The sequence below is a fragment of the Lamprocystis purpurea DSM 4197 genome, from assembly GCF_000379525.1.
Taxonomy (GTDB): domain Bacteria; phylum Pseudomonadota; class Gammaproteobacteria; order Chromatiales; family Chromatiaceae; genus Thiodictyon; species Thiodictyon purpureum.
In genome coordinates this window covers 1-18,701 of sequence record NZ_KB902493.1, presented here as the reverse complement: position 1 = coordinate 18,701, position 18,701 = coordinate 1, and the positions used below count along the sequence as shown (strand labels likewise).

The following is an 18,701-nucleotide window of genomic DNA, read 5'->3' as shown; positions in this document are numbered from 1 at the left end:
CACCGGAAGGAGCGGGACAGCGTGCCTCTCCAGGTATACAGGTTCCCATGACCGAAAGTTTTGCTGATCTATTCGAACAAAGTCTCGCCACGACCCAACTCCAGCCGGGTGCCATCGTCACCGGCATCGTGATGGAGATCACCAACGACAGCGTGGTGATCAACGCCGGGCTCAAGTCCGAGGGCGTCATCCCCAAGAGCCAGTTCCTGGGTCCCGACGGCCAGCTTGAAGTCGCCGTCGGCGACGAGGTGCTGGTGGCACTGGACGCCGTCGAGGACGGCTTCGGCGTGACCCGTCTGTCGCGTGAAAAGGCCAAGCGCTTCGCTGCCTGGGACTTCCTGGAGAAGGCCTTCGAGGCGGGCGATACGGTCAAGGGACTGATCAACGGCAAGGTCAAGGGCGGCTTCACGGTCGAACTGGGAACCGTGCGCGCCTTCCTCCCCGGCTCGCTGGTCGACGTGCGTCCGGTCCGCGACACTGCGTATCTGGAAGGCAAGGAGCAAGAGTTCAAGGTCATCAAGCTCGACCGCAAGCGCAACAACGTGGTGGTCTCCCGCCGCGCTGTCGTCGAGGAAGAGTACAGCGCCGAGCGTGACCAACTCCTGAAGAACCTGGAAGAGGGCATGGAAGTCACCGGCGTGGTCAAGAACCTGACCGACTACGGCGCCTTCCTGGACCTGGGCGGCATCGACGGCCTGCTGCACATCACCGACATGGCCTGGCGTCGCGTCAAGCACCCCAATGAGGTGGTTGAAATCGGCCAGGAGATTCAGGTCAAGGTCCTCAAGTTCGACCGCGACCGCCAACGTGTCTCCCTGGGTCTGAAGCAGATGGGCGAGGACCCGTGGGTCAATATCTCGCGCCGCTATCCCGAGAGCACCCGGGTCTTCGGTAAGGTCACCAACATTGCCGATTACGGCTGTTTCGTGGAGATCGAGGAAGGCGTCGAGGGCCTGGTGCACGTCTCCGAGATGGACTGGACCAACAAGAACATCCACCCCAGCAAGGTCGTCAATCTGGGCGACGAGGTGGAGGTCATGGTGCTGGACATCGACGAGGAGCGGCGTCGCATCTCGCTCGGCATCAAGCAGTGTGCCATGAACCCCTGGGACGAGTTCGGCGTCACCCACAAGAAGGGCGATCACGTCTCCGGGAAGATCAAGTCGATCACCGACTTCGGCATCTTCATCGGCCTGGACGGCGGGATCGACGGCCTGGTCCATCTGTCGGACATCTCCTGGGATGAGCCCGGCGAGCAGGCGCTGCGCCGCTACAAGAAGGGCGACGAGCTGGAGACCGTGGTGTTGTCCGTGGACCCGGAGCGGGAGCGTATCTCGCTGGGTGTGAAACAGCTCGATCGCGATCCCTTCTCCAGCTTCGTGGCACTGCATGAAAAGGGCAGTTTCGTGAACGGGACCATCACCGAGATCGACGCCAAGGGCGCCACCATCGCTTTGGGCGACGGCGTGGAGGGCTACCTGCGCGCCTCGGAGATCTCCCGTGATCGCGTCGAGGATGCGCGCGCCGTGCTCAAACTCGGCGAGGAAGTCGAGGCCAAGTTCCTGGGCGTGGACCGCAAGAACCGCACCATCTCACTGTCCATCAAGGCGAAGGATCAGGATGAGGAGCAGGCGGCGATCAAGGGCTATTCCCGTGAAACCACCGGCGGCGCGACCACCTTGGGCGATCTGATCAGAGAGCAGATGGAAGAGGCGCAGCGCGACTGACCGTCGCATCTGGGGTTCTAAGCCATTGTCGGGGGGCCGTGCGGCCCCCCGCTCCAATCCCTCTCAGGAATCAAGGCAATGACGAAATCGGAGTTGATCGACGTTCTGGCCGCCGCGCAGGACCATCTTCCCTATAAGGACGTGGAGGAAGCGGTACGCAGGGTCATCGACCGGATGAGCGGCGCCCTGGCCACGGGCGAGCGCATCGAAATTCGCGGATTTGGCAGCTTTTCACTGCATTACCGTCCGCCGCGCATTGGACGCAACCCCAAGACCGGCGATTCAGTCGCGCTGGCCGGCAAACATGTTCCTCACTTCAAGCCCGGCAAGGAACTGCGTGATCGGGTCAATGATGCCTACCAGGCGGTTCAGGAAGAGGAGCAGAATCCCAAGCGTGTGACCGGCACTCGGCGCGCGACCTGATTCGTTGGTTGGCGCTCGGCATGGTCTGGTGCGCGTGAGGAAATCGGCTGTCCGCGCGGGCCAGGATTTCGGTATTTTCCACGCACCCGTCTCCGGGATACTGGTCAAGTGGGGGCGTCTGGTTCAAACTCCGTCGACCGCCAAGCCCGGCGCGATCTGACGCGTGACCGACCACCGACCGACGGAGAGTGCCCGCCATGAAATCCGCTTCGCTGCTGTTTGGAATCCTGTTGCTGCTCGGTGTCCTGGCCGTTCAGGCCGAGGAGCCCATCGCCATCAAGTTCAGCCACGTGGTGGCTGCCGATACCCCGAAAGGCAAAGGTGCCGAACGTTTTGCCCAGCTCGCCAAGGAGAAGACCAAGGGCCGGGTGGAGGTGACCGTTTACCCCAACAGCACGCTGTACAAGGACAAGGAGGAGATGGAGGCCCTGCAACTGGGTGCGGTGCAGATGTTGGCGCCATCACTGGCCAAGTTCGGCCCCTTGGGTCTCAAAGAGTTCGAGGTCTTCGACCTGCCCTATATCTTCGACGGCTACGATCAGTTGCATCAGGTGACCGAGGGTCCGATCGGCAAGGACCTGCTCGGCAAGCTGGCCGACAAGGGGGTGTTGGGCCTGGCCTTCTGGGATAACGGCTTCAAGGTGATGAGCGCCAACAAGCCGCTCAAGGACCCCAAGGACTTCCGTGGACTCAAGATGCGTATCCAGTCCTCCAAGGTGCTGGATGCCCAGATGCGCGCCTTAGGTGCCAATCCGCAGGTGATGGCCTTCTCCGAGGTCTATCAGGCACTCCAGACCGGCGTGGTGGACGGAACCGAGAACCCGCCGTCCAACCTCTATACGCAAAAAATGTTCGAGGTCCAGCAGTTCGTCACCAATTCGGATCACGGCTACCTCGGCTATGCGGTCATCGTCAATAAAGCCTTCTGGGATGGTCTGCCCGCGGATATACGTGAGGCGCTGGATGAGGCGATGGCGGAGGCGACCGTCTATGCCAACGAGATTGCGAAACAGGAGAACATCGACGCACTCGCCAAGGTGAAGGCCAGCGGCAAGAGCGCGATCATCGAACTCACGCCTGAGCAGAAAACGGAGTGGAAGAAGCGGTTGGCCCCGGTGCACCAGCAGATGGCGGACCGCGTGGGCAAAGACCTGATCCAGTCGATCTATCAGGCGACCGGCAGCGATATCAGCAAACTCTAAGGCGATTTCCGTCAATCGCCTAAGCGTCTTGCGTGAGGGTGGGTCAGGCGCGCGGGCCTTGACCAGCATTCCGGCCGGAGGTGCTCGGTCCGCGCAGCGGACTACGTAAAACCGCGATCGTAGGGTCCGCTGTGCGGACCAACCCTCGCTCAGAGGGCGAAGCTCGGTCCGCGCAGCGGACCCTACGTAAGATCGCGATCGTAGGGTCCGCTGTGCGGACCAACCCTCGCTCAGTGGGCGAGGCTCGGTCCGCGCAGCGGACCCTACGTAAGATCGCGATCGTAGGGTCCGCTGTGCGGACCAACCCTCGCTCAGAGGGCGAAGCTCGGTCCGCGCAGCGGACCCTACGTAAGATCGCGATCGTAGGGTCCGCTGTGCGGACCAACCCTCGCTCAGAGGGCGAGGCTCGGTCCGCGCAGCGGACCCTACGTAAGATCGCGATCGTAGGGTCCGCTGTGCGGACCAACCCTCGCTCAGAGGGCGAAGCGGCCGGGTTGATGACCAAGGTCGGCGCGCATCCCGGTGCTGATCGACCGTTGGTCAGCGCGCGCCGGATCCACCACAGTGGCCGACCACTCGGGGGACACCATGCTCAGAATCCTGGACCACTTGGAAGAGTGGCTGATCACCTTGCTCATCGGCGCCGCGACACTGCTCATCTTTACCGCGGTGCTGCACCGCTACAGCATGGATTTGTCGAACGCATGGGGCTGGGATGCCGTCTATGACTGGCTCTTCCGCATCAACCTGAGCTGGGCCCAGGAACTGTGCATCTACATGTTCGTGTGGATGGCCAAGTTCGGGGCGGCCTACGGGGTGCGCACCGGCATTCACGTTGGCGTGGATGTGCTCATCAACAATCTGCACGAAGGACTGCGTTCCAAATTCGTCCTGTTCGGGCTCCTGGCCGGGGCCTTGTTTACCGGTTTGGTGGGCAGTTTCGGGGTCAACTTCGTCTGGCATCTGTCCCATACCGATGCCACCTCCCCGGACCTGGAACTGCCGGTGTGGATCGTTTATCTGGCGATTCCCTTGGGTTCCTATCTCATGTGTTTCCGCTTCCTGGAGGTGGCTTGGTCCTTCTTCCGGACCGGTGAACTGCCGCGCCATGAGCACGCCTATGTCGAGGGGCTGGAGGAGGAAGTGGAACAGGCTCAGGCAGCCGGCCGCCAGGAGCCGGTCTACCTCGGCGAGGCCATTACCCTTGCCGAAGAGCGTGAACACATGCACGGCGGGCACTTGGAGCATCATCCACCCGGCGGCACGCATGAGCCGGATGAGGGCGGCCCGCGCAAGGGCGGGGAGGATCGGTCATGACCGCACTGATCATCTTCGGTCTTCTGCTTGGCATGATGCTGACCGGCATGCCGGTGTCTATCGCGCTGGGTCTTACCGTGCTGACCTATCTCTTTACCATGACCTCGGTCCCGATCGAGTCGGTGGGGCTCAAACTCTTCACCGGCATCGAAAAATTCGAGATCATGGCGATCCCGTTCTTCATTCTGGCCGGGAATTTCCTGACTCACGGGGGCGTGGCCAGGCGCATGATCAATTTCGCTTCCAGCATGGTGGGTCACTACCATGGCGGACTCGGACTCTCGGCGGTCTTTGCCTGCGCGCTGTTCGCCGCGGTCTCCGGGTCCTCGCCGGCCACGGTCGCAGCGATCGGGTCCATATTGATTCCGGCCATGGTGAAGCAGGGCTTTCCCATGCGCTTTGGCGTCGGCACCATTGCTTCCGCCGGGGGGCTGGGCATCCTGATCCCACCATCGATCGTCATGGTGATGTACGCGGTCTCCACCAACAGTTCGGTCGGGGCACTCTTCATCGCCGGAATCGTCCCCGGTTTCGTGCTGGCGCTCATGCTCGGCGTCACCACCTGGTGGATTGCCCGCCGTAACAATTATCCGCGTCTCAAGCGGGCCGACTGGGGAACCCGTTGGCGCGCCTTCCGCAAATCGGTCTGGGGGCTGCTGCTCATCGTGCTGGTGATGGGCGGCATCTATAGCGGTGCCTTCACACCCACCGAGGCCGCGGCAGTGAGCGCCGTCTATGCCTTCGTGATTGCCGTTTTCGTCTACAAGGACATGCCGCTCAAGCGGGTGCCCAGGGTGCTGCTGGACTCGGCCAACATGTCGGCGATGCTGCTTTACATCATCACCAATGCCGTCCTGTTTTCCTATCTCCTGACCTACGAGAACATCCCCCAGGAACTCGCCCAATGGTTGGTGGACTCCGGGCTTGGGCCGATCGGTTTCCTGTTGGCGGTCAACGTCCTGCTGCTTCTGGCCGGCAATATCATGGAGCCGACCTCCATCATCCTGATCACCGCGCCGGTGCTCTTTCCGGTGGCCATGGCATTGGGGATCGACCCCATCCATTTCGGCGTGATGGTCGTGGTGAACATGGAGATCGGCATGATCACTCCGCCGGTAGGCCTCAATCTTTATGTGGCGAGCGGCATCTCGCGGATGGGCATGACCGAGACCACCATCGCCTGCTTCCCCTGGCTGTTCACCATGCTGATCTTCCTGATGCTCATCACCTATTGGCCGAGTCTGTCACTCTGGCTGCCGCGGACTTTGGGAATGTTGTGAGCCGCGGAGCGGACGAGAAAGAAGCATCCGCACCCGGCTGGACCCGGCTGGGCTAGGCCCTTTGGTGGTAGATCCGCCCCCAGTTGGAGTTGATCCGTTGATTGAAAAGCTTCTGGTTGTCGACCAGGACAAAGCCGCCGTTCAACAGGTCTTCCCAGCGGCCGTTGGTTGCGAAGGGCAGGTCGATCCGCTGGTCGTAGTCCGAGTAGTTGATGACGATGATGAAGCGCTCAAAGCCGCCGCCTTCGGCCGGCCCCCAGCGGTGATAGACCACCACGTCCTGATCGGGAAAGGCGCCATAACCTTCGGGATGGTTGGTCGGCCAGGGGAAGAAGTTAGGCGAGCGTAGGGACGGATGGCGGTTGCGGATACTGATCAACTGCCGGTACAGCCCGAACAGGCCCTTGCCGATGCCGTCGTTGCCGAACGGGCTGTCGCTTTGCCAGCGCAGCGGACGCGGAACTACCCGACCGTCACCGCTCCCCGGCAAGGACTCTACCTGACCGAACTCTTGGCCGTTATGAAGCATCACCGCTCCCGGTGAAGTGAGTAGCGCAATCGCTGCCGGTTGGGTTTTGAACCAGCGGCCGCGCCCGCCGACTTCATGTACGATCGACGAATGATCGTGATTCTGGATATAGGTCACGGGTCCTTTGCCGGGCGCGAAATCCAGGTTGGCATTGAGGATGCGCAGTAGATCGGGATCGATGTTGCCATTGCGGCCATACTCGAAGTGCTTGAACATGAAGGGATCGAACCAGCATCCGGTGGCGCCGACGTCATTGGTGTCGTCGATCGCCTCGAACCTGTTGTCGGTCAGGTGCTCGATGAACAGGGCGGTGTTCGACCGACCGGCAGCGGCGAGATGGCTGTTGAGATCGCCGATCAGTTTACCGATGCCGACCCCGTTATCGCCACGGCGGAAAAATCCGAGGGTATAGTCGAAGCGGATGCCGTCGACTTGGAAGCGGTCAAGCCAATAGATGCAAACGTCGCGGATGAACTCCGCGACGCAATTATTCTGATAATCGAACTCATCGAAGTAACCGCCGCCGCCGAAGTTGCCAATGAAAGGAGATTCGGATGGTACCTGATAAAGCCAGAGATAGGGGAAACCCAGATTGGGGTCCTGGCCGCCCCGCACATGGTTGAAGACGCCATCCATGATCACGTGCATGCCGCGTCGATGCAGGTCGTTGAACAGCTCCATCAGCTTGTACAGCTTGTTCGCCGGGTTAGCCGGATCGTTCACGTAGCGGTGCTCGACTGAGAAGAAGGAGACCGGATCGTAACCCCAGCTGAATCCGCTCCCTGGCCACGCTGTCCACGGCATGAACTCGACCGCGTTCACGCCCAGTTCCTGAAGATAATCCAAACGGTCGCGGAAGGCGTCGACCGGCGCCCGGTTGCCGCGAAACTCCGCTGTGAAATCGTCGAGATGCGTCTCGTAGATGACGAGGTCGCGCGGTGGCAGGCGGCGAGCGATCGGCGCGACGACGCTCTCGCTGCCGCCGATGACGAAGGCCGAGTTCTCGGACTCATCGCTGCCGCCGTATTTCGAAATGGGGTCGGAAACCCAGCGCTGGGTGCCGTTCTCGAATTCGACGAAGTACTTGTACTGGTAATATCCTTCCGCAAGATCCTGCGTCATCGCGAGTTGGTACAGCCAGCCGTTGGGATGCTCGACACGCTGCATCTTGAACCGGTCATCGAATTGCCAGTTCTGGCTGCCGGCAGCACCCTGGAAGTCGCCGCGCACGTGGATCTGGCGGATGCGGGGCGAGCCGCCGCGGACGTATTGACTGGGGTCTCGCGTATTATCCGGTAAGAACAGCTTGAACTCGACCCGCGAGCCTTGCACGACAGCGCCAAATTTCTCGTACATGATGGATATCCCCCTACCAGTCGTTATCAGATTCTGACAGTCTTGGAACGGTCGGAACGCGACCAGCCGAGGTGGTGAGGATCAGCGCGTATCGACTACCCCGCGCACAATCATCCGCAACTGCTGGGTACCGGTCCGTTCGCAAGTCAGTGTAGTCAGCAGCCGGGTCGCCGCTGTAAGGGGAATCTGAAACAAGGCGCCGTCTTATCTGAGTTCTGCCGTCGTCGCACGCTCTTAGGGAACCCAAGCAGGCCTGTAATCCGATCGGCATCGGGCTGTTCATGTCCAATTTGAATCGCTCCGATTACGACAACGACAACGATTGGGTTGGTGTCCGCCCCTACATCGGGATATCGCGTCAGACGCCGATGCGCGCGTTGTCGGCCCATCAGTCCCGCAAGTCCCCCCACAACGCCTGCAGCACCGCGATGGCCGCCAGCGGCGCGGTCTCGGCGCGCAGGATGCGGGGGCCAAGGCGGACGCCCTCGATGCCCTGGGCTGCCGCCCGCGCGCGTTCGGCCGCACTCAAGCCCCCCTCGGGTCCAACCAGGAGGGTGACTGGGCCGGTCGGGGCCTCCCATTGTGCCAGTGACCGCGGTGCCTGGGGGTCGAGCAGCAACACACCCTGAAGGGGCATGGCGAGCCAGTCCGCGAACAGCCGGGCGGGCTCCAGGACGGGCAGCCGCCGCCGTCCGGACTGTTCACAGGCGCCGATCAGGATGCCCTGCCAATGCTCCAGCCGGCGATCCAGTCGCGCGTCGCGCAGTTGCACCATGCTGCGCTCGGTGAACAGCGGCTGGATGCCGAGGACACCCAGTTCCACGGCTTTCTGGATGGCGAAATCCATGCGTTCGCCGCGCGAGATCCCCAGGGCCAGCCGGATCTCCAGGACGGGAAGCGGTTCCGGATCGCCGGCCGCGCCGATCGCCAGGGTCACCCCCCGGCGCCCCATGGCCGCGATGCGGGCGGCACGGTCGCGGCCGTCGCCGTTGAAGCACAGGAGCGCGTCGCCGGGGCCCAGGCGCAGCACCGCGGTCAGGTGGCGCGCGGGTCCGTCCGGGAGACTGAGTTCGGAGCCGGGATCCAGCGGGTGGTCCAGGTAGACACGGGGCAGGCGCATGGGGTTCGTGGTCGGTGAATCAGAATAGCCGCGTGCCTGCGGTCTCCCCGACCCGGGTCGGCAGCCCCGCCTGACGCCACTCCGGCAGCCCGTCCGCCAGGCGACGAGCGGTGAATCCGGCCGCGCGCAGGCGGGCGACCGCTTCGAACGACAGCACGCACCAGGGACCCCGGCAATAGGCGACGATCTCGCGCTCGCGCGGGAGACCGCGCAGCCGCTCCTGGAGCTGATCGAGGGGCACATTGAGTGCGCCGGCGATGTGACCCTGGGCATACTCCTCGGCGGGGCGCACATCGATCACCGTCGCCAGGCCGTCGCGCACCCGCTCCAGCAAATCCGCCGCCGGGACCGGCTCCAGCGCGTCGCGTTCCTTGAGATAGCTGGCGAGCAGGTCCGCGACCGCGCGGCTGCGGGTTTCGGCGAGCCCCCGCAGGGCGGCGACCGCGTCCAGCACCTGATCGTCGGCCAGTGCGTAGCGGACGTGCTTGCCGTCGCGGCGCGCCTGCGCCAGTCCGGCGGCCTTGAGCTGTTGCAGGTGCTTGGAGGTGTTGGCGACGCTGAGCCCCGTCACCCGCGCCAGGTCCTCGACGCTGCGCTCGCCCTGGGCGAGGTAATCCAGCAACTCCAGCCGCGCGCCGCTGCCCAGGGCGCGGGCGATGATGGCAAGCTGTGCGAAGAGGGCCTGTTTGGGACCCGGCGTGGGTGCGGGGGGATGGGTCATGGTGTCGGTTGCGGCGGACGGTGATTCAACCCACGGGTTGAGCGGATGGGTCCATGCGATCAGTATAGAGAGAAGGGCTGCTCGCGGGTAGGCGCATCGGGGCGGCAGCCCCGGCCCATGGGTCATAGCCGACCGTTGACGACGCCTGAGGCCCTGAGCGTTTGCGGTGCGCGGTCAAGACCCGCATTGAGGCAGCCGGCCCCGGTGTGTATCTTGGCCAACGAACCGCACTCGAAGTCGTAACCCAAAGAGCGCCCGAAATAACCATGACACGCGAACCGAAGGAACGCTGGCACGACGAAGTTCCCGGAACCCGCTGGTTCCGGGCGGACCTGCACCTGCATACCTTGGACGATCCCACCGTTGCGTTGCCGTGGGGCATTGAGGGCGAGCGCGATGACCCCACCGTGCTGCGCGCCTACGCGGAGCGGTTCCTGGATTCCGCGGTCGAGCAGGAAATCGAGGTCTTGGGGCTCACTCCCCATGCGGCGTGCATCGATCACGGTGTGTCCGCTGCCTGGACCATCGTCGAGACTTGGCAGAATGAGCGCCAGGTTTCCACCGGGCGTTCCTATCGAGACCTGATCTACGCGGTCTATCCGGGCTTTGAACCGAATTTTGCCGACGGAATTAAGGGTATCCATCTGCTTTTTCTCTTCGACCCCACCGTGGGGAAGCGCCGCTACCTCGATGCGTTTAATGGGATCATGGGCGCGCGCCCCGCCTACGAACACACGAGACTAAACCTGGTGCAGAAGCGCCCCGCCGATGCCTTCAAGGAGTTGGATGCGCCAAAGGCGGTCGGCAAGCGCAACTACATTGTCATTGCCGCGCATCCGCTCCGCGAGAACGGACTGTTGTCACGCCCCGACCACTACATCGCGGATCTCGCTGGAGGCCGCATTCATGCCGCCGAGTTGCGGCGTGACAAGACGCTCGACGAAGACCTGACCGAAAGCCGCAAGCTGCGGTACGCTTTCGAGAAGACACGTATTGCCCTCTACCATACCAGCGATGCCATAAAACTGGCCGACCCCGGCACGGCGCCCACCGAACGGGCGCTCGGCCACCGCTTTGTGCTCCTTAAGCTCGCCAGTCCGAGCCTGGAGGCCCTGCGCCAAGCCTTTCTGGGGCGGGACTCCAGGCTGCGTGTTCCGTACGTGAGGGACGCGGCCGGCCAGTTCGTCCTGGACCCCAATCTGCCGGTGCCCTTACCCCAGGGGCCTGACGCCAGGCCCTGGATTCGCGAGATTCGCGTAACGGGCGGCACCTCCTTTCTGCGCGACCAGACGTTCCGATTGAGCCCTGATCTCACCTGCATCATCGGCGGCAGCATGACCGGCAAGTCGACCCTGCTCGACGGATTGCGGCTGACCTGCGGCGGCGAGCAGGCGATGCCGGACGGAACCACTACGCTCGGGCGGGACGCGTTGGCGCGGGCGCGGGAACGCTTTTTGTCGGGAGGGACCCGGGTCGCACTGGAGAGTCCGGCCGGTGATCTCGCACGGCCGGTCGAGGAGCGGTTCGCCCCCCGCTTTTTCTCGCAGGGCGAGCTCAAGTCCCTGGTCAACGACGACGACGGTATCGAGCATCTGCTGTTCCATCTCGTCCCAGGGCGCGGCGCGGTGCTGCTGGCGGAGCGCGATCAACTCCGGGAACTGGATCGGCACCTTGCCGACGCGGTCCCGCGGCTGACCCGTCTCCAGGAGCAGGTCGCCGCGGCCGAACAGGAGTGCCGGCGCACCGCCGACGCCCGCGAGGCGATGAAGCAGTTCACGCAAGCCGGCACCGCGGCCTTGCCGTCCGCTCAGCACGATGCGGCACGGGCAAGAACCTTCGCGTCTGACCTGCGCGACCAGGCCGAGCGCGCCCGTGAGCTGGCGGAGGCGATCGATGCGCTGCGCCTGCCGGTGTTCAACAGCCCGGAGCTCACCGCCTGCCTTTCCCCACCGGTGCCGGAGAACACAGCCGACGCGGCCTCGCTGTTGAACAGGGCCAAGACCCAGGCAGCGGCGGTCTTGGCATCCTTGGAGGCGATTGGTGCGATTGCCGACGCGACCGCGACCGCGGCAAACAATCGCCTGGCACTGTTGACCGCACAGGTTCAGGCCGCCTTGGTCGCGGCCGGGCGTAGCGCCAACGATCTGAACCAGTTCGATGCCTATGCCAAGACCGCTCAGCACTACGACAGCTTTCTGGCCGCGCTCCAAGGAAAACAGGAGGAACTCAAGAAGGCACTGGATGGATTCGACGCCGACCTGGCCGAGCGGGATGCACTGGTTACCGCCCATCGCGCTGCCATCACCCAGGTTTGCGGCGAGGTGGAGGCCAGATTCGCGGGCCGGGTGCTGGTGGCCGTCGATCCGGAGGGGAGGCGCGGCCCGCTGGAGTCCTGGGTGCTTGGATTGCGCAATCAGGGGATCACCCGTTGGTGGAACAGCGGTGGAGCGCGGTCGACCACGCCGACGACGCTGCGCGCCGTCATTGAAGCCTTCACCACGCCGGACCCGGCGACAGCGCAGACCCAGGTCAAGGCGCTCGGGATGTCCGACGCCGTCGCGGCATCCTTCTTCGAGCAGATCGCCCCCTGGGCGCGCCAATTGGAGGTTTGGGCATTGCGATGCCCTGACCGCTATCGCATCCGCTGGGTAGAGGACAGTGAGCCGAAAGACCTGAGCGTCCTGTCCGGCGGGCGCCGGGTTGCGGTGCTGCTCTCGCTGATCCTGGAGAGCGATGATCCCACGCCGCTGTTCGTCGACCAACCCGAGGATGAGTTGGATAACCGCTTTCTTAACGAGACCATCATCCCGGCGCTGCACCGACTCAAAGGCAAGCGACAGGTCGTCTTTGCCACGCACAACGCGAACCTGGTGGTCAATGGCGACGCGGATCAGGTCATCGCCCTGGAAGCGGATGCGGAACATGGCCGGGTGGACGCGGCCGGTGCCATTGAGGATGACGCGATCCGGAATGCCATCGTCCGGACGCTGGATGGCGGCGCCGCGGCGTTCCGTCTGCGCCGCAAGAAGTACGGCTATTAGGAGGCTCTCGTGGACTGGATCGACGTGCTTCAGAGAATCCAGGTTGGTGAAAACGCCCAAACCGAGTTGGGACGCTTTCGCTCCTTCGGCGACAAGGATTGGCAGGAGGCGGTTTGTGCCTTTGCCAATACGGAAGGCGGGCTCGTCATCCTCGGCGTCACCGACGACCGGGCGATCGACGGTGTGCCCATGGACCCGAAGGAGGTGCAGGAGCGTCTCAGCAATGCACTGCACAACACGTTCAACGCCCCGATTCAGGCCCGCTTGGGATATCACCAGGACCCAAGCGGATGGGTCCACTGGATCGAGGTCGCGCGCGTCCGTGGCCCTGAGCCGCTCCGGCACAAGGGCCGCGTGCTCGTTCGCGGGAACCGCGGCAATCGCGAACCCTCAGCGACCGAGTTACAGGAGCTATACAACACTTTCGGCCTGGTCTTCACCGAGGAGCGCGTCGTCCCGGGCACCGGCGCCGATGCGATCGACGCCGGGGCATTCCGGGCTTACATGCGGCGCCGGGGTGTAGACCTGGATGGAGAGCACCTACCGTTGGAGGTGGACCTGTTCAACCGGGAGATCCTTGACCGCGACTTCAACGGCGATTTACGGGCGACCCTGTTCGGGTTGATGTGCTTTGGCAAGGCTCCTCAGCAGTCCCCCCCGACGCGGAACCTCTGGATCGATTTAGTCGCTTACGCCGGCATTGATCGGGGAGACAAGGTCATGCTCGCCGGCGAGGGACGCGGCCGCTTGGAGGAGCAGGTCGCACACGCCGAGGCTTGGCTCAAAGTCCTGGGGCGCCATGAGCGCTATGCCGGGATGCAGCGTGCGGATCTGTGGCCGGTACCGCTGCCCGCCTTCCGGGAATGTGTCGTCAACGCCGTGGCGCATCGGGACTACGCAATTCTCGGTTCGCGGATACTGGTTGAGGTCTTTGACGACCGGATCGTCATCACCAGCCCCGGCGCCTTGCCGAACCACAAGCGGCCCGAATCGGTACTCGCCGGCGGCACGCCACGCTCCCGCAATGAGTCGATGGCGAGCTTCCTGTTCGATCTCGGGCTGATGGAGCAGCGCGGCAGCGGCTATCCGCGGATGACCCGGGCGATGCGGCAATTCAACGGGACCGCCCCTCACCTGGAGCAGGACCGCGAAGAACGCTGGGTCAGGGTAACGCTGTGGCGGACCCCGCCGGAGGCGGTCACCCCGACCACGGACCACAGCATGAGGACCTATAGAGCATGACAGACCCATCGCGCGCCGCCGATCCTCCGCCCGATCCGACCGCTGCCGACCTGCTCGGCGAGGGCGTCTGGCCGTCCGCCGATTATCACCGCCAGGTCGAGCGTCTGCGTGCCGCCATCGGCGAGACCATTTACCTGGTGGAACTGATCGAGAGCGCCATCACGCTCGGCGTGCACATGAGCGGCACGCCCTTCGAACTGCTCGGGGTCATCGATTATCCACGTCCCGACCCGAGCCGCGGGCTTGCCCCGCATCTGCTCCTGCTCGACGACGGGCGCGGGGTGAACCTGGGGCGGATCGCCCGCGTCAGCCGCCGTCCCTTCGCACCCGCGCCGGCGGATCTGCTCTATCTGGACCACGCGGCGCATGAGAACCTGCTGTTCGCCGAGCGGCGTCTGTCGCCCGGGTTCCTTGCCGCGCACAGCCGGGCGGTGCTCGGTGAGTGTCTCGGTTACACGCCGCCCGACCTGACGCGGCGCCTCGCCGCCCCGGCGGACGCGGCGTCGGATGAGGAGCAGGACGCGCCATGAGCCGCCGGGCCTGAGGTCGAGGCTGACCGTGAAAGTCCGACCGGGATCCTGTGGGAGCGGCCTCCGGCCGCGATTGGATCTCGCAAATTGGTGACGACGCCGCCCGGCAGCAGACCAATCACGATCGGCGTATCGGGTCGCGACAGACTGGGCGCGGACCAGGTGCCTTCCAACCGATAGCGTTCGCACCTGATTTCCAGACAGATCTTCGTGTAGGGGCGGGTTTGAAACCCGCCCCTACGTCCGGTTATCACGTCCGAAGGCGAGAACACTGGAGGTCGAGACGATCGACCGGGCGGGCCGGCGGGCAGTTCATCCCCGGCACGCGGCTCCTCACTTCCCGCCTTCGCCAGGATACGGTCGAATTCGGCCAGATCCGCCCGTTGCGCACGCGCGCGGACGTACGCCTCGGTGCGCAGGGCCGCGGCCTTTTCGGCGACGGCGACGTTGATGAACTGTTGGGCTTCGTTCCTCAGCCCAACCGACATGGAATGCGTGCCCAGTCTCTGGAGCCTGGGAGCGGGAAGAGGGTCAGGGCGGCGGCAGGGTCTCGATCAGGAGCAGGATTTCGGCGGACATGGTGTAGTGGAGCCCCGGGGTCTGGGCGAGGGCGGGGTCGCGGCTGCCGGTGCAGAGTGCGTCGAGCGACTGGAGGAAGGGGCGGAGCTGCTCCGACAGGTTCGGGTCCTGGGCAAGCTGCGCGAGCAGTGCGCGGGCCTGGGCCGGGTCGCTGGCGCGCAGCCGCTCGGCGACGGCGAGTGCGAGGCGGCCGTCGGTAAAGTGGTTCTCGCCGCCGGCGCGGCGGTAGTCGAGATAAACGGCGAGCGCCTTGGACCTGGCCGCGGCGGCGGACTCGGGGTTCCCGGCGTCGGTTTCGATGGCGGCGAGGAGGTTCCAGGTCGTCCAGGGCTTGGCAGCATGGCCGCACTGGGCTTTGCATTCGATCGCCCGCTGGATCTCCCGGCGCGCCTCGTCGAGGCGCCGCAGTCGGCGCAGGGTTTCCGCGAGATTGTTTCGGGCGAGTCCCTCGCTCGCCGTATCGCCGATCCCGCCATAGAGGTTCGCGGACTGCCGGTAGAGGGCCGCCGCGTCCTCGGGGCGGTTCAGGACATCATCGTACAGATTGCCCAGTTGATTCAGCGTGCCCGCCTGCCCGGCGGTATTGCCGAGCCGTACCCAAATCGCCAGTGCTCGCCGGCAGGCATCCTCGGCCGCTTCCGGGTTGCCCGAATCCTGATAGGCCATGCCGGTCTGATGCCAGATCCCGGCGACGGTTCCCGGCTCGTCCAACCGGGCGAAGCGCTCGCGGGCCTCGGCGTAGGCCGCCAACGCCTCCGGGTAGCGGCGCTGCTGCAACCGGACCGTGCCGAGCTGGCTCTTACCGACCGCAGCCTGTCGCGCGTCGCCGCGACGCTCGTCGAGGGCGATGGCCTCCGCGTAGGCCGCCGCCGACGCGTCGAGCCGGCCCAGGTCCCGAAGACAGCCGCCCCGTTCGCCGAGGCAGACGGACGTCATCCGCTCGGCCCCGCAACCCGGCTTGTCCCGCTCGACGGTCTCAAACCGCTGCCGCGCCTCATCCAGCAGCGGCAGTGCCCGCTCGGACCCGCCGGCGGTCTTGAGCACCCGGGCCAGCAGCCAGCAAGCCCCCGCCAAGTCGTAATCGGCACCCGGATAGGCCGACTCGTCCGCCGCCCGCGCGTGCCGCAGCAGGGCCTCGGCCCCGGCGAACGCCTCGCGCAGCCGTCCACCGGACGCTTGCTGCTCAATGCGGGTCCGCTCGGCCTCGAACCGGGCATGGGTCCAGCCGTCGCCCGGCTGACGCGCGAGCGACTGGACCGCGGTATCGCGCACCTGCCCGACCCGCGCGAGGAGCCGCGGCCGGCCGAGCATTTGCAGCAGTTGATACAGGGACGTGGTGATGCCGATGGTCACCTCCGCCTCCCCGGCGCCCTGCACCCGATCGAGCAGCGCGAGCAGATTGGGGAGCCCCAACACCGTCAGGGTCGCGGCGATCTCGGTCTGCCGGCTGCGCTGCTGTTCCAGAAACGCGACATACTGCCCCATCGACTCCACCCAGCGCCCGGTCAGGGCATCCAGCGCGTCCGGCTCCAGCCGCCCGCGCAGATAGGGGCAAAGCGCCGGGTTCAGGGTCAGATGGTTGTAGGGATCGGCGGTGGCGAGCCCGGTGCGGATCAGATCCTCGGCGAGCGCCTGGCAGTCGGCCTGCTCCCAGCCGGTCATGGCTCGCAGCAGGTCCAGATCGACCCCGCCATGAAAGACCCCGAGCACCGCCGCCGGCTCCCGATTGGCCGGCGCCAGCCGCTCCAGCGACAAGGCGACGCTGGCGAAGACCGAGCGCTCGCGGCTGCCGGGGAAGCGGCGGTCCATCTCGGCCATCAGGTCGGCTAGCCGCGCGCGGGTGCGCTCGACCCCGAGGTCGCGCAGTGACGGTGCCAGCAGGGCGAGCGTGCGGGCATGTCCGTGGACCGCCTCGACCAGGGCGTCGATCGCCTCGCGGGTCGCGTCGTCCGCGGTGCCAGGGCGGTGGTCGCGGGCACCCTCCAGCGCGCGCTCAACCAGCCGCACCGCGTCCTCGGGCGCGAGCCGTTCGAGCTCCCGGCAGCGCCGCTCGGCCGTGAAAGGCGCGGGCAGGGCCTCGCGGCTGGTGAAGATCAGCCGGGTGTCGCCGACCGCCAGCAGCCGGTCGCAGAGCGCGAGGATGGCCGCCAGCGCCTCCAGGGCGTCGTCGCGCAGCGCCTGCGGGGTCTCCTGCGCCAGATAGGGCGGCGGCAGCACGCTCTCCAGGTTGTCGATCACCAGCAGCGTCGGCTGCTCGGCCAGCGCCCGCTCGATGGGCAGGATGGCTTGCTCCAGATCGCCGTCGGGTCCGGTCAGCGCGGCGACCGAATAGGTCTTGCCGGCCAGTTGGCGGCCGAGTGTGTCGAGCACGGCGGCGGCATGGCTGTGGGTCTCGACCGAAACGAAGGCGCCGCGGCGGAGCTGGCCGGAGCGCACCAGCCAGCGGGCGAGCTCGCCGGCCAGGGCGGTCTTGCCCTCGCCGCCCTGACCGCGGATCAGCGCCGAGCGCTACAGCTTGGGCGCGCCGACGGCCCGCGGGCGGAGCATCCGCTCCAGAGCCAAGAGATCCCGGCCGCGCCAGACGAAGCCGGTGTCGGGCGGCGCGGTCAGCGCGCCGAGCCGGGATGCGGTAGTCGCGCAGCATCGGGCCCAGGGTGTCGGTATAGACCAGCAGATGCCGGCGCCCATCCGGGCGGTCGCGGTCGCGCGGGTCCTCGAAGCAGAGTCCGCCCAGGCCCAGTCGGCGGTCGTAGATCCCGTGGCCGTTGAAATGGACGACATGGTAGGGGGTGCCCGCATCGTAGGCGCGTTTGAGCTCCGTGCTCAGCGCCGGGAAGGTCGGCGGCTCCAGGAGGCGCAGATCGACCAGACCGCCCAGGTCTTCCATGGTCTCGACCAGCGGCAGGCTGCTCGCGCGGTGGTCGATATAGCCGCAGGCGTCGTCCTCCGGCCGGGCGACGATCAGCAGGAGGCGGATGGGTGTGGTGTCGCGGGTCTCCGGGTTCGGCGGTTGGCCGCCGGGCAGGCGGCGGCGGACCCGGGTGGGGCGGGCGCCCTGGAACAGGAATCCTTGGCCGTCGTGCAGCAGTTCCCAGGGGAGCGCGAGCAAGGAGCCGGGGCGTCCCGCCCCGGCGTCCTCGGGGGCGGGACGCCCCCGCTCCTTTGGGTCCAGATGGACTGAGAAGCGCCGCCCGGCATGGGGATCGGCGGCGGACCAGGCGTTCAGGACATCGGCCGTGTGCTCGGGGGGCAGCGCGGCGCGATAGATCTCACGGCCCCAGTCGATCAGGCTCGCTTCGACCCGCCGCGCTCGGTCCGCAAAAAAGGTGCTGGGCCAGACGGGAATGGCACTAATTTAGTCTAACAGACTGAAAATAATAGGGGCCAACCCGCAAGAGTGGTAGGCTGAAGGTTGCGACACCCAACCCATCNCCCTGCGAGCCAGCCCCCATGCATCCTAACCAACGCGCCGCGACGCAGCAACGTGTCCTTGAGGAGGCCGCGCGGATCGACACCGGCGGATTCTTTAATTTGTTGACCGGCCCGCAGCTGCTCGATCACGTCGCCGCGTTGGTGCCGGCCCATCGTGAGCGGGCCTTTCCCCCGACGAAGACCTTGGCGATGTTCATGACCC

At 65.5% G+C, this 18,701-nt stretch carries 12 protein-coding genes and 2 pseudogenes; 9 read left to right on the top strand and 5 right to left on the bottom strand.

Features of this window, described 5'->3' with window-relative positions:
• The first annotated feature begins 47 nt into the window (after nucleotides 1-47).
• The 5 genes from rpsA (at nucleotide 48) to A39O_RS0112575 (ending at nucleotide 5,949) form a co-directional block, all read left to right on the top strand.
• Nucleotides 48-1,727 carry a 30S ribosomal protein S1 gene (gene rpsA / locus A39O_RS0112600; RefSeq protein WP_020505018.1) on the top strand — a complete coding sequence of 560 codons (1,680 nt, stop codon included), beginning with the start codon at nucleotides 48-50 and terminating at the stop codon, nucleotides 1,725-1,727.
• A 78-nt stretch (nucleotides 1,728-1,805) separates the two neighbouring features.
• On the top strand, nucleotides 1,806-2,150 hold the full coding sequence (ihfB, locus tag A39O_RS0112595; protein ID WP_020505017.1) for an integration host factor subunit beta: 345 nt from the start codon (nucleotides 1,806-1,808) through the stop codon (nucleotides 2,148-2,150).
• Nucleotides 2,151-2,347: 197 nt separating this feature from the next.
• Nucleotides 2,348-3,352 carry a TRAP transporter substrate-binding protein gene (locus A39O_RS0112590; protein ID WP_020505016.1) on the top strand — a complete coding sequence of 335 codons (1,005 nt, stop codon included), beginning with the start codon at nucleotides 2,348-2,350 and terminating at the stop codon, nucleotides 3,350-3,352.
• A 588-nt stretch (nucleotides 3,353-3,940) separates the two neighbouring features.
• Nucleotides 3,941-4,669, top strand: a complete 729-nt coding sequence (locus A39O_RS0112580; protein ID WP_020505014.1) for a TRAP transporter small permease — start codon at nucleotides 3,941-3,943, stop codon at nucleotides 4,667-4,669.
• Nucleotides 4,666-5,949: a TRAP transporter large permease gene (locus A39O_RS0112575; protein ID WP_020505013.1), complete on the top strand. Its 1,284-nt coding sequence runs from the start codon at nucleotides 4,666-4,668 to the stop codon at nucleotides 5,947-5,949. Before A39O_RS0112580 ends, A39O_RS0112575 begins: the two co-directional genes overlap by 4 nt.
• A gap of 52 nt (nucleotides 5,950-6,001) precedes the next feature.
• On the opposite strand, the gene A39O_RS0112570 is transcribed toward A39O_RS0112575, so the two are convergent.
• The 3 genes from A39O_RS0112570 to A39O_RS0112560 all read right to left on the bottom strand — a co-directional run bounded on the left by A39O_RS0112570 (nucleotide 6,002) and on the right by A39O_RS0112560 (nucleotide 9,675).
• Nucleotides 6,002-7,708, bottom strand: a complete 1,707-nt coding sequence (locus A39O_RS0112570; RefSeq protein WP_245561887.1) for an alpha-amylase family glycosyl hydrolase — start codon at nucleotides 7,706-7,708, stop codon at nucleotides 6,002-6,004.
• Between the two features lie 514 nt (nucleotides 7,709-8,222).
• On the bottom strand, nucleotides 8,223-8,954 hold the full coding sequence (locus tag A39O_RS0112565) for a 16S rRNA (uracil(1498)-N(3))-methyltransferase (RefSeq protein ID WP_020505011.1): 732 nt from the start codon (nucleotides 8,952-8,954) through the stop codon (nucleotides 8,223-8,225).
• A 19-nt stretch (nucleotides 8,955-8,973) separates the two neighbouring features.
• Nucleotides 8,974-9,675, bottom strand: a complete 702-nt coding sequence (locus A39O_RS0112560; protein ID WP_020505010.1) for an ArsR/SmtB family transcription factor — start codon at nucleotides 9,673-9,675, stop codon at nucleotides 8,974-8,976.
• 266 nt (nucleotides 9,676-9,941) lie between these two features.
• Between A39O_RS0112560 and A39O_RS0112555 the strand changes: the two genes are divergently transcribed.
• From A39O_RS0112555 to A39O_RS0112545, 3 genes are read left to right on the top strand one after another with little or no spacing between them, the layout of a single operon-like run.
• On the top strand, nucleotides 9,942-12,716 hold the full coding sequence (locus tag A39O_RS0112555; protein WP_020505009.1) for a TrlF family AAA-like ATPase: 2,775 nt from the start codon (nucleotides 9,942-9,944) through the stop codon (nucleotides 12,714-12,716).
• 9 nt (nucleotides 12,717-12,725) lie between these two features.
• Nucleotides 12,726-13,958, top strand: coding sequence for an ATP-binding protein (locus tag A39O_RS0112550; RefSeq protein ID WP_020505008.1), 1,233 nt, complete (start codon nucleotides 12,726-12,728; stop codon nucleotides 13,956-13,958).
• Nucleotides 13,955-14,488, top strand: a complete 534-nt coding sequence (locus A39O_RS0112545) for a hypothetical protein (RefSeq protein WP_020505007.1) — start codon at nucleotides 13,955-13,957, stop codon at nucleotides 14,486-14,488. Before A39O_RS0112550 ends, A39O_RS0112545 begins: the two co-directional genes overlap by 4 nt.
• A gap of 531 nt (nucleotides 14,489-15,019) precedes the next feature.
• On the opposite strand, the gene A39O_RS0112540 is transcribed toward A39O_RS0112545, so the two are convergent.
• Nucleotides 15,020-17,503 (bottom strand): tetratricopeptide repeat protein, encoded by a 2,484-nt coding sequence (locus A39O_RS0112540; RefSeq protein ID WP_020505006.1) that lies wholly within the window; start codon nucleotides 17,501-17,503, stop codon nucleotides 15,020-15,022.
• A 322-nt stretch (nucleotides 17,504-17,825) separates the two neighbouring features.
• Nucleotides 17,826-18,176 (bottom strand): annotated as a pseudogene (locus A39O_RS43545) (hypothetical protein); the annotation flags it as partial.
• A gap of 341 nt (nucleotides 18,177-18,517) precedes the next feature.
• On the opposite strand from A39O_RS43545, the pseudogene A39O_RS0112530 reads away from it, so the two are divergent.
• A pseudogene (locus A39O_RS0112530) lies at nucleotides 18,518-18,701 on the top strand (IS4 family transposase); the annotation flags it as partial.

What these genes read in the sequence shown, in the direction of transcription:
- rpsA (WP_020505018.1), top strand. Translation starts at nt 48, where the DNA reads ATGACCGAAAGTTTTGCTGATCTATTCGAACAAAGTCTCGCCACGACC.
- ihfB (WP_020505017.1), top strand. Translation starts at nt 1,806, where the DNA reads ATGACGAAATCGGAGTTGATCGACGTTCTGGCCGCCGCGCAGGACCAT.
- A39O_RS0112590 (WP_020505016.1), top strand. Translation starts at nt 2,348, where the DNA reads ATGAAATCCGCTTCGCTGCTGTTTGGAATCCTGTTGCTGCTCGGTGTC.
- A39O_RS0112580 (WP_020505014.1), top strand. Translation starts at nt 3,941, where the DNA reads ATGCTCAGAATCCTGGACCACTTGGAAGAGTGGCTGATCACCTTGCTC.
- A39O_RS0112575 (WP_020505013.1), top strand. Translation starts at nt 4,666, where the DNA reads ATGACCGCACTGATCATCTTCGGTCTTCTGCTTGGCATGATGCTGACC.
- A39O_RS0112565 (WP_020505011.1), bottom strand. Translation starts at nt 8,954, where the DNA reads ATGCGCCTGCCCCGTGTCTACCTGGACCACCCGCTGGATCCCGGCTCC.
- A39O_RS0112560 (WP_020505010.1), bottom strand. Translation starts at nt 9,675, where the DNA reads ATGACCCATCCCCCCGCACCCACGCCGGGTCCCAAACAGGCCCTCTTC.
- A39O_RS0112555 (WP_020505009.1), top strand. Translation starts at nt 9,942, where the DNA reads ATGACACGCGAACCGAAGGAACGCTGGCACGACGAAGTTCCCGGAACC.
- A39O_RS0112545 (WP_020505007.1), top strand. Translation starts at nt 13,955, where the DNA reads ATGACAGACCCATCGCGCGCCGCCGATCCTCCGCCCGATCCGACCGCT.